Raw genomic sequence first — 13904 nt, 5'->3', positions numbered from 1 at the left:
TTAGGAAACTATGAGTAATCCGAAACAACAACAAGAGCAAATTAATATCGAGTTGGATGAGACCATTGCAGAAGGAATTTATTCTAATCTTGCAATTATCAATCACTCATCATCAGAGTTTGTTTTAGATTTTGTGAGCATTATGCCAGGTATTCCTAAAGCCAAGGTAAAGTCAAGAATTGTCCTGACACCACAACATGCTAAAAGATTATTGAAGGCTATAGGTGAAAATATTCATCGTTTTGAAGTCGCTCATGGCGAAATTAAAGACACTGAACAAGCACCAATTCCGCTTAATTTTGGTCCGGCAGGACAAGCATAAATTAGAAAAGCCCCAGTAATGGGGCTTTTTTTTTGCTTGAAATCTAAAATTAAATGCAGTTTAACCGATTTAATTTTACTTTCATCGACTAAATTTCCTTGCTAGATGACATTATTATAAATTAGTAGTTCCTAATAGAAAAAAATTATTTTTTGGAATATAATGACTTAGTAAGGTTGGTTTAATTCAAATTAAAAAAAAGCGCTAATTGTATAATTAGCGCTTTTTTTATGATATTATTTTGAAGAATTTAATCAAATTCAGAAGTGAAAAATAATTTCACACTTGGATATTTATTTTGAGTCATTTGAATTGTAAAGTCAGAATCAGCTAAGAATACCAATTGGCCATACTTATCGTGTGCTAAGAATTTTTGTTTGATTCTTTTAAATTCTTTAAACTCGTCATTTTTCGCATCGTCAGGTTTTACCCAACAAGCTTTATGAACTGGGAAGTTTTCATAAGTACATTTTGCTCCGTACTCATGTTCTAAACGATATTGAATTACCTCATATTGAAGTGCTCCAACTGTTCCGATAACCTTACGATTGTTCATCTCTAAAGTAAATAACTGAGCAACACCTTCATCCATCAACTGATCTACACCTTTGTCCAATTGCTTGGCTTTCATTGGGTCAGCGTTGTTAATGTATCTAAAGTGTTCAGGAGAGAAACTTGGAATTCCTTTGAAACTCATTATTTCTCCTTCTGTTAAAGTATCTCCAATTTTAAAATTCCCTGTATCGTGTAAACCTACAATATCTCCTGGATATGAAATGTCTACAATCTCTTTTTTCTCTGCAAAGAATGCATTCGGACTGGAGAATTTTAAATTTTTCTTTTGACGAACATGATAGTAAGGTTTGTTTCTTTCGAAAGTACCTGAAACAATTTTAATAAAAGCCAAACGATCTCGGTGTTTTGGATCCATATTAGCATGGATTTTAAATACAAAACCGGTCATTTTTTCTTCTTTTGGATCAACTAAACGAGTTTCTGAATCTTTTGGTCTTGGAGAAGGAGCGATAGTAACAAAACAATCTAACAATTCACGAACTCCAAAATTATTTAAAGCTGATCCAAAAAATACAGGCTGAATTTTTCCATCTAAATAATCCTGACGTTCAAATTTTGGATAAACTTCATCAATCAATTCTAATTCTTCACGAAGTTTTTCGGCTGCTTTTTGACCAATAATTTTATCTAATTCGGGATTGTTTTGAACATCAGAAAAAGCAATTGTTTCTTCAATATTTTTACGGCTGTCTCCGCTAAAAAGATTGATGTTCTCTTCCCATAAATTATAAATTCCCTGGAAATCATAACCCATTCCTATAGGGAAACTTAGAGGCGTAACTGTTAAACCTAATTTCTGTTCAACTTCATCCATTAAGTCAAAAGCATCTTTTCCTTCACGGTCTAATTTATTGATGAAAACAATCATCGGAATGTTTCTCATTCTACAAACTGCAACAAGCTTTTCAGTTTGTTCCTCAACCCCTTTTGCAACGTCAATAACGACAATAACACTGTCTACAGCAGTTAAAGTTCTAAATGTATCTTCGGCAAAATCCTTGTGTCCAGGTGTATCAAGAATGTTGATTTTTTTGTCTTTATAATTAAAAGCAAGTACGGATGTAGAAACTGAAATACCTCTTTGGCGTTCGATTTCCATGAAATCACTCGTTGCTCCCTTTTTTATTTTATTATTTTTTACCGCACCAGCTTCCTGAATTGCACCTCCAAACAACAGTAATTTTTCAGTTAAAGTTGTTTTACCGGCATCGGGATGCGATATAATTCCGAATGTTCTTCTGCGTTGTATTTCTTTTAAAAAGCTCATATTTTGTATAAATAGGTTTGCAAAAGTACTATTAATTACGGCTTAATAAAAATATTCACTTCTATAATTTAGAAGTCATTACTTTATAAATAGAAACTTTTAAGCAAAAAAAAGACTGTTTTTTTAAAACAGTCTTTAAATTATAGTTTTGGAGAATTATTGATTAATAGACCAAACTGAATATCCTTTTGGCGGACATTGAATTTTCACCCATTTATCTGCTTGTGTAGTTGGGTACCAAGTTGAATTTCCAGTAAAATCTTTGATTTGAGTATTCGCCCAATTAGTCTGAATCCATCTTTCTTGCCAAGCAGTTGAGTTGTTAATATAAACTACTAATCCGGGATTTCCATTATAACCATTTCTTCGTGCTACATATTCATCATTATCTGAATATAAAATAGAAGTGTTTCCAGTGGCTTTATTGTTGTGAATCCAAATCAAGTTATTTAACTTGTTTTTGTCTAGCCATTCTTCGTAATCTCGGTAGAAGATTGTTGGATATCCTTCATGGGTTAGAATGTATGAATAGGCCAATAGTTTATTTGAAATTTCGTCAGTATCATGATTTGCGACAAATGTTACAGCTTTGTATGGATTTCTTTTCCACATCATATCATCATTCAAAAGGGCTAAATTATTTCCGTCAAAAGCATCATTCATTTTGTAATAACAAGCAAAATCAAATACAGAACTGTTAGCACTATTAGCCCAGTTATTTAATATGTCTACGTTAGAGTCCCATAATTCACCAACAGAAAACCCACCAACGTTTGCATTCCAATCGTAAACAACCCAAGGAGCAAAACCTTTCACGTAGTCAAATCTCCAGCCGTCAAATTTCATGGTGTTTTTGTAATATTTACCAACTCCATCAGCTCTTTTCCATAACCAGTCTTGCACATAAGGATCTGCATGACATAAATCCGGGAAACCTCCAAAGGAGCCTTCGTCGTTATTACCGTAACTATTTTTATAAAAATTCACATAAGTACGTTTGAATTTTCCAGAAGAAACTCCATTAAAATTAGTCCAAGTGTTTGTTCCTGTAAACGGATTTGCTTCTGATTGTCCTCCGCTGTTGTGATTAATTACAATGTCTGCATATACTTTCATGTTTTCAGTATGCGCTTTTGTAATTAAACTTACTAATTCTGTTTTCGAACCAAATCGGGTTTCTGTAGTTCCGTTTTGATTGTAATCTCCAAAATCAAAATAATCTGTTGGATCGTATCCCATAGAAAATGCTCCATTTTGAGCTTTTGAAGCTGGTGGTAGCCAGATTGAACCAATTCCGGCATTCGACCAGGCCGTTACTTTTCCACTTACGGTATTCCACCAAGTTCCTCCGGCAGGCACATCCCAATAGAAGGCTTGCATCATTACGCCACCGCCAGGATTATCGACATATTTCCCTGTTAAGGATGATTTGGTCCCGGTACTAAAAGGCTTTCCATCATGATGTGTGACATTAATAATTTCAAATTGTTGACTTTGAGCTCTTGAGTCTACTTCATTAGTTTCATTAGACGAACACGAATAAAAAAAGGCCGTGATTGCCGTCATCAAATAGATTTTTACATTGTGGTTTTTCATAATTTAGATTTGGTTATGGGTTAATAAAGTTTATAATTGTCGATTTTTAAGTGTTTAAAAGAAATATCCTCAATTTTATAACATAAAAATTATTAATTACGCATCTAAAGTATATGTTTTTTAATTCGGTTTACTTTTATAAGAAAATAATTATACCGCGAAAACGTTGTAGTGTTTAAAACTTTTTTTTATTTGCTTGAAATTTAGTTATTTGTCTTTTGTTGATATTCCGAATAAAGTAATTCCTAAAAAAAAATGAGAATAAGATTTAATCCTCTTTTTAATGAATAACCATTAAGAAACTGCTTCTATTTGTGAAATTGAAATGCAAGCCATATAATTTTTTGTTAATAGTATGGCTGATAGTTGTATTATGTGATTGAATTGTTATTTTTGTTCGTTATAAGTTAAAAAGAACTAGATCTTTATTATTTAGTGATTCTTAGTTTAAAAACGAAGTACGAAGGCAAGATCTTTACATTCAAATTAAATTTAAAATAATGTTATTAAAAAAATTACAGCTAAAAACAATTGATTACAAACTAGTGTTGACAATGTGTTTTTTACTTTTTTTCAACTCAGTTGTTTCAGCTCAGGAAATCATTCCGGATGTTGTAGCTCAAAAACCAGTTGAAGTTCCTACTGGACAGAAGCTTAAAGTTGACGGTATTATTGCTACTGTTGGAGATTATATTGTTTTAGATTCAGATATTGATAAAGGATTTTTAGAAATTGCTGCTCAGGGAGGGAATGTGAAAGATATTACAAGATGTCAGATGCTTGGTAAACTTTTAGAAGATAAACTATATGCGCATCAGGCAATTCAGGATAGTATCATAGTAAGTGATGCAGAAGTAAGGGGAATGATGGAAGACCGACTGAACTATATGGTAAAACAAGTTGGTGATATTAACAAAGTAGTTGAATATTATAAAAAAAGTTCTGTAGAAGAGTTTAAAACGTATTTTGCTGATATTTTGAAAGAACAAAAATTATCTTCAGAGATGAGAGATAAAATTGTTGATGGAGTAACGATTACTCCAGAGGAGGTTCGTAATTTCTTTAAAAAAATACCAAAAGATGATTTGCCAACTTTTGGCGCTGAGATGGAAGTAGCACAGATTGTGGTAGAACCAAAAGTTTCAAAAGAAGATGAGCAAAAAGTAATCGACAGGTTAAATGCTATTAAAAAAGACGTTGTTGAAGGTTCAAGTTTTGCAACAAAAGCAGTTTTATATTCGCAGGATCCAGGATCTTCATCAAATGGAGGTTATTATAAAATGACAAGAAAAACTCCTTTCTTAAAAGAGTTCAAGGATGTCGCATTTAGTTTGCAGGAAGGTGAAATTTCAGATCCTTTTAAAACTATTTATGGCTATCATATTATAATGGTAGATAAGATTAAAGGACAAGAAGTTGAATTACGTCATATTCTGATCTCACCAACTGTTTCTGAAGATGCTTTAAAAGAGGCAAAAGAAAGAATTACTAATATCAGGAATAAGATAGTTGGTAATGAAATTTCTTTTGCAGATGCGGCAAGAACCGAATCTGATGAAAAAGAAACAAGAGCAAATGGTGGTATCCTGATAAATCCTAATACACAAGATACACGTTTTGAGTTGACTAAAATGGACCCAACATTGTACAGTCAGGTTTCAAATTTAAAGGACACTGAAGTTTCTCAGCCACTTTTAAGTACAGATGAAAAAGGAAAAAAAACGTATAAATTAATTACTGTTACAAATAGAATTGATGAGCACGTTGCTGATTATGCTAAAGATTATACAAAAATTAAAGATTTGGCATTGAAAGAAAAACAGATTGAAGCAATTGGAAAATGGTTCGATACTAAGATTAAAGATACGTACATTAAAATTATTGGAGAATACAGAGATTGTGCTTTTGCTAACAATTGGTTGAAAAAATAATTTTTATTAAATAAATAAAAAGAGTTAGTTTTATGAATTCATAGAGCTAACTCTTTTTCAATTTAAAAACATACTTAAATGTCTGACGTAACAGCAATTCATAATTTAGTTCAAAAGAGAAACGAATTAAAATCAGAAATAGCAAAAATTATTGTAGGCCAGGATGCAGTTGTAGATCAAATTTTACTTTGTATATTTTCAGGAGGGCACGCTCTCTTAATTGGAGTTCCGGGTCTGGCAAAAACGCTAATGATAAACACTTTGTCTCAGGCTTTAGGATTAGATTTTAAAAGAATTCAGTTTACTCCAGATTTAATGCCTTCGGATATTTTGGGAAGTGAAATTCTGGATGAAAACAGACAGTTTAAATTCATCAAAGGTCCTATCTTCTCCAATATTATTTTGGCTGATGAGATTAACAGAACTCCACCAAAAACTCAGGCAGCTTTACTTGAAGCAATGCAGGAGCGTTCGGTAACTATTGCAGGACAGAATTACAAATTAGATTTACCATACTTTGTATTGGCAACTCAAAACCCAATTGAGCAGGAAGGAACATATCCGTTACCTGAAGCGCAATTAGACCGTTTTATGTTTGCTATAAAATTAGAGTATCCAACTTTTGAAGAAGAAGTTCAGGTTGTAAAACGTACAACATCTGATGCTAAAACAACGATCAATCCATTGTTTACTGCGCAGGAAATTATCAATTTTCAGCATTTGATCCGCAGAATTCCTGTTGCCGATAATGTTATTGAATATGCTGTGACTTTAGTAAGCAAAACTCGTCCAGATAATAAATTATCTAACGATTTTGTAAAAAACTATTTAGACTGGGGTGCAGGTCCGAGAGCTTCTCAAAATTTAATATTAGCTGCAAAAGCACATGCTGCTTTTAATGGTAAATTTTCTCCCGATATTGAAGATGTAAAAGCTGTTGCAAGCGGAATTTTACGTCACAGGATTATTAAAAATTATAAAGCAGATGCTGAAGGAATATCTGAGGATATTATTATTCAGAAGTTGTTGTAAAGCAATATAAAATGCAATAAAAAAGCCTGACAATATTTTTAAATTGTCAGGCTTTTTTTGTTTCTGTGAGTTTTAATATTAATGAAGAAAAAGAAGTTTAAAAAGAAAGAAAAAACGCAACTATAACGTTATAAATTCTTATTTAGAAAGATTCTTAGTGAAAAACGAGGTAAAATCTCACTTCGTTTCTAACAACAAATTTCGACTTTGTTAAAGAAAAGATTTTAAAATACCAATAATTCATTATTTTAATATAAAATTGAGGTTTTGGCAAAAACAGGCGGTCAAAATCGTTTTTTAACAATAATAATTTTTGAAAAGGCGACTTCTATTATATTTTTTTTAATTCTCGGCTTTAATAGCTAAATTTGCGAACAAAAAAATAAAAATACCTAGAAAATACCTCCATTATGAACATTTATAAGGATTACATCCAAGAAATTGGAGAAAGAAAAACACAAGGGCTTCACCCAAAGCCAATCGATGGTGCAGAACTATTAAGTGATATCATCGAGCAAATTAAAGATTTGAATAATGAGTACAGAGAAGATTCTCTTAACTTCTTTATTTATAATGTGGTACCAGGAACTACTAGTGCTGCTGGTCTTAAAGCTAAATTTTTAAAAGAAATCATTCTTGGTCAATTCGAGGTTAAAGAAATAACACCTGCTTTTGCTTTTGAATTATTATCACACATGAAAGGTGGGCCTTCTATTGAAGTTTTATTGGATTTAGCGCTAGGTAATGATGTTGCTATTGCAAAAGAAGCAGCAAATGTTCTTAAGACACAAGTTTACCTTTATGAGGCAGATACAGATCGTCTAAAAGAGGCATTTAAAAACGATAACGCAATCGCTAGAGAAATTCTTGAAAGCTATGCCAAAGCAGAATTCTTTACTGCATTGCCAGAAGTAGTTGAAGAAATTAAGGTGGTTACTTTTATTGCTGGTGAAGGTGATATTTCAACAGATTTATTATCTCCTGGTAATCAGGCTCACTCGCGCTCTGATCGTGAACTTCATGGTAAATGTATGATTACTCCTCAGGCACAAGAGGAAATTCAGGCATTACAAGCAAAACATCCTGACGCTAGCGTTATGTTGATTGCTGAAAAAGGTACGATGGGTGTAGGTTCATCAAGAATGTCAGGTGTAAACAACGTGGCACTTTGGACTGGTAAGAAAGCAAGTCCATATGTTCCATTCATTAATATTGCTCCAATCGTTGCAGGAACAAATGGTATTTCGCCAATTTTCCTAACAACTGTAGATGTTACAGGTGGTATTGGTTTGGATCTTAAAAACTGGGTTAAAAAATTAGATGCAGATGGTAACGTTATTCGTAATGAAAATAACGAGCCAATTCTGGAAGAAGCATATTCTGTTGCTACCGGAACTGTACTTACAATAAATACAAAAACAAAGAAACTTTATAACGGAGACCAAGAGCTTATTGATATTTCTAAGGCATTTACGCCTCAGAAAATGGAATTCATAAAAGCTGGTGGATCATATGCAATCGTATTTGGTAAAAAACTTCAAACATTTGCAGCTAAAGTTTTAGATATTGAAGCTCCTCTTGTATTTGCTCCGTCAAAAGAAATTTCTATTGAAGGACAAGGTCTTACAGCAGTAGAGAAAATCTTTAACAGAAATGCTGTTGGAATAACTCCGGGTAAAGTATTACACGCTGGTTCTGATGTCCGCGTAGAAGTAAATATTGTAGGTTCGCAAGATACGACTGGTCTTATGACTGCTCAGGAATTAGAATCTATGGCTGCTACAGTAATTTCTCCAATCGTTGATGGTGCATACCAATCTGGTTGCCACACAGCTTCTGTATGGGATAAAAAAGCTCAGGCCAATATTCCAAAATTGATGAAATTTATGAATGATTTCGGATTAATCACAGCTCGTGACCCGAAAGGCGTTTATCATTCAATGACTGACGTAATTCACAAAGTTTTAAATGATATTACAATAGATGAATGGGCTATCATTATTGGTGGAGACTCTCATACAAGAATGTCTAAAGGTGTTGCTTTTGGTGCCGACTCAGGAACTGTTGCTCTTGCACTTGCGACTGGTGAGGCTTCAATGCCAATCCCAGAATCAGTAAAAGTGACTTTTGTTGGAGAAATGAAGGGCTATATGGACTTCCGTGACGTAGTTCACGCTACACAATCACAGATGCTTAAGAAGTTTGGTGGTGAAAACGTATTCCAGGGTAGAATTATTGAAGTTCATCTTGGAACTCTTACTGCTGACCAGGCATTTACTTTTACAGACTGGACTGCAGAAATGAAAGCAAAAGCCTCTATTTGTATTTCTGAAGATGATACTTTGATTGAATCATTAGAGATTGCAAAAGGAAGAATCCAGATCATGATTGACAAGGGAATGGACAATCATAAACAAGTTCTTCAAGGATTGATCAATAAAGCAGATAAGAGAATTACGGAGATTAAATCAGCAGAGAAACCGGCCTTAACTCCAGATTCAAACGCTAAATATTACGCTGAAGTAGTTGTTGACCTTGATCAGATTATTGAACCAATGATTGCTGATCCAGACGTGAACAACGTTGATGTTTCTAAAAGATATACTCACGATACTATCAGGCCTTTATCTTTCTACGGAGGAGATAAGAAAGTAGATCTTGGATTTATTGGTTCTTGCATGGTTCACAAAGGAGATATGAAAATCCTTGCTCAGATGCTTAAAAACATAGAAAATCTACACGGGAAGGTTGAGTTTAAAGCGCCACTTGTAGTTGCACCTCCAACCTATAACATCGTAGATGAGCTTAAAGCTGAAGGTGACTGGGAAGTTTTACAGAAATACTCAGGTTTCGAATTTGATGACAATGCTCCCAAAGGTGCTGCACGTACAGAATATGAGAAAATGTTGTATTTAGAGCGTCCAGGATGTAACCTTTGTATGGGTAATCAGGAAAAAGCTGCAAAAGGAGATACTGTAATGGCAACTTCTACGCGTCTTTTCCAAGGAAGAGTTGTTGAGGATACTGAAGGTAAAAAAGGAGAGTCATTGCTTTCTTCAACACCAGTTGTAGTATTGTCTACAATCCTAGGAAGAACTCCTACTTTAGATGAGTATACAGCTGCAGTAGATGGTATCAATTTGACCAGATTTGCACCTTCTCATAAATTATTAGTTATGTAATCATAAGATTAGTTAATTATATGCAAAAGCCCGAGTTATTCTCGGGCTTTTTCTTTTATGGCTACTCTATTTTTTGTATCTTGTCATGTTCAAAATAAAAAAAACAAAAACAATTATACTTATGGCTTTTGATATTGAAATGATTAAAAAAGTGTATGAGAACATGCCAGGTCGTGTTGACAAAGCACGCGAGATTGTAGGTCGTCCACTTACCTTAACGGAGAAAATTTTGTACAATCACCTTTGGGATGGAAATCCGACGAAGGCGTTTGGAAGAGGAGTTGATTATGTTGATTTTGCACCGGATCGTGTAGCATGTCAGGATGCAACTGCTCAAATGGCATTATTGCAATTTATGCACGCTGGAAAGCCTAAAGTAGCGGTTCCTACAACAGTTCACTGTGATCACCTGATTCAGGCAAAAGTAGATGCTGCAACCGATTTGGCGCGAGCAAAAACACAAAGTAACGAAGTTTTCGATTTCTTATCGTCAGTTTCTAATAAGTACGGAATTGGTTTCTGGAAGCCAGGAGCCGGAATTATTCACCAGGTAGTACTTGAAAATTATGCGTTCCCGGGCGGAATGATGATTGGTACCGATTCTCATACTGTAAATGCAGGTGGTTTAGGAATGGTAGCAATTGGTGTTGGTGGAGCAGATGCCGTAGACGTTATGTCGGGTATGGCTTGGGAGCTTAAATTCCCTAAATTAATTGGAGTAAAATTAACTGGTAAATTATCAGGATGGACTGCTCCTAAAGATGTTATCCTTAAAGTTGCTGGTATTCTTACGGTAAAAGGTGGTACTGGTGCAATCGTTGAATATTTTGGTGAAGGTGCTACTTCTATGTCTTGTACCGGTAAAGGTACTATTTGTAACATGGGTGCTGAAATTGGGGCTACAACTTCAACTTTTGGTTATGATGATTCTATGAGTCGTTATTTACGTTCTACAAACAGAGCTGATGTTGCTGATGCTGCAGATAAAGTAGCTTCTTACTTAACTGGAGATGCTGAAGTTTATGCTAATCCGGAAAAATATTTTGATCAGGTGATCGAAATCAATTTATCTGAATTAGAACCGCACTTAAACGGTCCTTTTACTCCGGATTTAGCTACTCCTATTTCTAAAATGAAAGAAGAAGCAATCAAAAATAACTGGCCATTACAAATTCAGGTTGGTTTAATTGGTTCTTGTACAAACTCTTCTTACGAAGATATTTCTCGTGCGGCTTCTCTGGCGAGACAAGTAAGTGCTAAAAACTTAAAAACTAAATCTCAATTCACCATTACTCCGGGTTCTGAAGTAGTTCGTTATACAATTGAAAGAGATGGGTTCATCGATACTTTCGAAAAAATTGGTGCTACTGTTTTTGCTAATGCCTGTGGGCCATGTATTGGTATGTGGGACAGAGAAGGAGCAGAGAAAGAGGAAAGAAACACGATTGTTCACTCTTTCAATCGTAATTTCTCAAAACGTGCAGATGGTAATCCAAATACTTTAGCTTTTGTTGGTTCTCCGGAATTGGTTACTGCTATGGCAATTGCAGGTGATTTAGGTTTTAATCCGTTAACTGATACTTTAATCAATGAAGATGGAGAAGAAGTAAGGCTTGAAGCTCCAACAGGAGATGAATTGCCTCCAAGAGGATTTGATGTTAAAGATCCAGGTTTTCAGGTTCCGGCAGAAGATGGATCAGGAGTTCAGGTTGTTGTGAGTCCGACATCGGACCGTCTGCAATTATTAGCTCCCTTTGATGCTTGGGATGGTAAAAATATCACAGGTGCAAAATTATTAATCAAAGCATTCGGAAAATGTACTACTGACCATATTTCTATGGCTGGGCCATGGTTGCGTTTCCGTGGGCACTTAGATAATATTTCTAATAATATGTTGATTGGTGCTGTGAATGCCTTCAATCAAAAAACAAACTCGGTTAAAAATCAATTAACAGGAGATTATGATGCAGTTCCTGCTGTGGCTCGTGCTTATAAAGCTGCCGGAGTTCCGTCAATAGTTGTGGGAGATCACAACTATGGAGAAGGTTCTTCTCGTGAGCATGCTGCAATGGAACCACGTTTCTTAGGAGTAAAAGCGGTATTAGTGAAATCTTTCGCTCGTATTCACGAAACAAACCTTAAAAAACAAGGTCTTTTAGGATTGACTTTCGCTAATGAAGCGGATTACGATAAAATTCAGGAGAATGACACTATTAATTTTACTGATTTAACGGAATTTGCTCCAGGAAAACCATTAACATTGGAGTTTCTTCACGCAGATGGTAGCAAAGATATTATTTTGGCAAACCATACTTACAATGCTGGTCAAATTGGCTGGTTTGTTGCTGGTTCTGCATTAAACTTAATTGCTGCTGGAAAAGCTTAATCTTTAAAATTCAATTATAATAAAACGCTCTGTGAAAACAGGGCGTTTTTTTAATGTTAAATTTGAATCAAATGCCACTGCGATGGATTTTTAAATTTTAAAAATAGATCAGCTAATTAGTGTTTTTTGCTAAATTTAATCCTCTTGATAAAACTTTAATCCGATTTGGTTTTGTAGTGTCAAATTCATCAATATTTATGCTGTATACATTTGCAGTAGGAGCTGTAGCATAATTTATAAATATGTTTCCTCCTGCAATATATAATTTATTGTCAAAAAAATAAATTGCCGAAGATTTCATACTTAGTTCAACTAAATATTCTTTAAGTTGTTTTGAATTTGTATCATAAACACACATTTTTCGATCTTCGAAGAAATAAATGATGTCATTATTAGATGTAACAGCTGGATTGTCATAACCAGAGAACAATTCTCCTTCAGTTTGCCATTTTTCAGTTGTTAAGTCAAAACTTTCGATATCTACTAACGATTTACCATTGTTTCCTCCAATAAGATAAATTTTATCATCAATTATTGTTCCTGATGTTTCTTTTGCAATTGGCATATCTGGAAGCTTGTACCAATAGCCAGAAGTTATATTGTAAAGATGTACTTTGTTTGTAAAATCTTTTTGCCCTTTTTCTGTTGCTTTTATAGAACCTCCTAATACGATAATGTTGTCTTTGTAAGTAAAAGAAGCAGCATTCGAAGCTTGATGCGGATAAGTTTTGTCAATAGTAATATTTTGTTTATCCAGATCAAATACTTCGATTTCATTTTCCAGATATTGAAATTTCCCATTTTTAGAAACTCTTTTACCTCCTAAAACATAAAGGTTATTGTTGTAATAATTAAGGTTATTAAAAGCCCTTTTTTTAAATTTAGCTTCAGATGATGTCCAGGAATTTTTTTTAATATCGTAAATTAACAAATCGCCTTTGTAAAATGTTGATGAATATTGAGCTGCAAGCTCATCAAGATATTTTTGCAAAAATCTAGGATCTTCAGAGTTAATGTTTTTTGCTTTTAGAGCTTCTAAAGCATTAGATTCATAACTATCACTTCCGCCTACAATATAAATTTTATCATCTTTAATGCAAGATCCAAAAGAAAAAATGGGATTTTTTAAAGATGATAATTTATTGAAAGCAAGTTTTGATTTCAATTTTAATCCAGCATTGGCAGTAATTGTCAATTCTGATAAATTTTCGACTTGATCGGAAAGAACTACTTTGTAATTTATTTTGTTTAAATCTTCTAAGCTAATTTTTAAAGTTGTAAAGCCAACATGAGAAAATTCAAGACTATCTTTTGCTTTAAAATTTGAAGGCAATTTTAAGGCAAACTCACCGTTTTTATTAGTTAATGTAAAGGCATTAGAATTTAGCGCAGTTATATTTACGTCTTCTATTTGGAGATGTTCTTTTTCAGAAATAACTGTGCCTTTAATATTTTGTCCAATTGAAATTAGAGGTGTCAAAAGAAGTATTATAAATAGTTTTTTCATAAAAATGGTCAGATTAAAGTTTAGCTTAGGTTCTTAAAAAAGACAACTTTTCGTATAAAAAAGAGTATTTGGAAAAAGGTTGAATCAACTTTTATGCCGAGTCTG

At 33.8% G+C, this 13904-nt stretch carries 8 protein-coding genes; 5 read left to right on the top strand and 3 right to left on the bottom strand.

Annotation, left to right across the window (positions count from 1 at the left end):
• The first annotated feature begins 10 nt into the window (after window positions 1–10).
• A complete protein-coding gene (locus IRZ99_RS19625; RefSeq protein ID WP_026985797.1) occupies window positions 11–322 on the top strand; it encodes a DUF3467 domain-containing protein in 312 nt (103 codons plus the stop codon).
• 250 nt (window positions 323–572) lie between these two features.
• Here IRZ99_RS19625 and IRZ99_RS19620 read toward each other — a convergent pair whose 3' ends face one another.
• A complete protein-coding gene (locus IRZ99_RS19620; protein ID WP_194659060.1) occupies window positions 573–2165 on the bottom strand; it encodes a peptide chain release factor 3 in 1593 nt (530 codons plus the stop codon).
• Window positions 2166–2321: 156 nt separating this feature from the next.
• Entirely contained in the window at window positions 2322–3761 is a 1440-nt protein-coding gene (locus IRZ99_RS19615; protein ID WP_194659058.1) for an alpha-amylase, read from the bottom strand.
• Window positions 3762–4261: 500 nt separating this feature from the next.
• On the opposite strand from IRZ99_RS19615, the gene IRZ99_RS19610 reads away from it, so the two are divergent.
• The 4 genes from IRZ99_RS19610 (at window position 4262) to IRZ99_RS19595 (ending at window position 12292) form a co-directional block, all read left to right on the top strand.
• Window positions 4262–5692, top strand: a complete 1431-nt coding sequence (locus IRZ99_RS19610; RefSeq protein ID WP_194659056.1) for a peptidylprolyl isomerase — start codon at window positions 4262–4264, stop codon at window positions 5690–5692.
• 78 nt (window positions 5693–5770) lie between these two features.
• A complete protein-coding gene (locus tag IRZ99_RS19605; protein ID WP_194659054.1) occupies window positions 5771–6724 on the top strand; it encodes a MoxR family ATPase in 954 nt (317 codons plus the stop codon).
• Between the two features lie 410 nt (window positions 6725–7134).
• The gene (locus IRZ99_RS19600) at window positions 7135–9906 is read left to right on the top strand and encodes a bifunctional aconitate hydratase 2/2-methylisocitrate dehydratase (RefSeq protein WP_194659052.1); all 2772 of its coding nucleotides are present in this window, start codon (window positions 7135–7137) and stop codon (window positions 9904–9906) included.
• Between the two features lie 121 nt (window positions 9907–10027).
• Window positions 10028–12292, top strand: a complete 2265-nt coding sequence (locus tag IRZ99_RS19595) for an aconitate hydratase (RefSeq protein ID WP_194659050.1) — start codon at window positions 10028–10030, stop codon at window positions 12290–12292.
• Window positions 12293–12404: 112 nt separating this feature from the next.
• Here the strand turns inward: IRZ99_RS19595 and IRZ99_RS19590 are convergent, their stop codons facing one another.
• The gene (locus IRZ99_RS19590) at window positions 12405–13799 is read right to left on the bottom strand and encodes a kelch repeat-containing protein (RefSeq protein WP_194659048.1); all 1395 of its coding nucleotides are present in this window, start codon (window positions 13797–13799) and stop codon (window positions 12405–12407) included.
• Between the last annotated feature and the right edge of the window lie 105 nt (window positions 13800–13904).

Source organism: Flavobacterium sp. LC2016-12 (assembly GCF_015351595.1).
Lineage (GTDB): Bacteria > Bacteroidota > Bacteroidia > Flavobacteriales > Flavobacteriaceae > Flavobacterium.
This window is presented reverse-complemented; position numbering and strand designations above follow the sequence as displayed.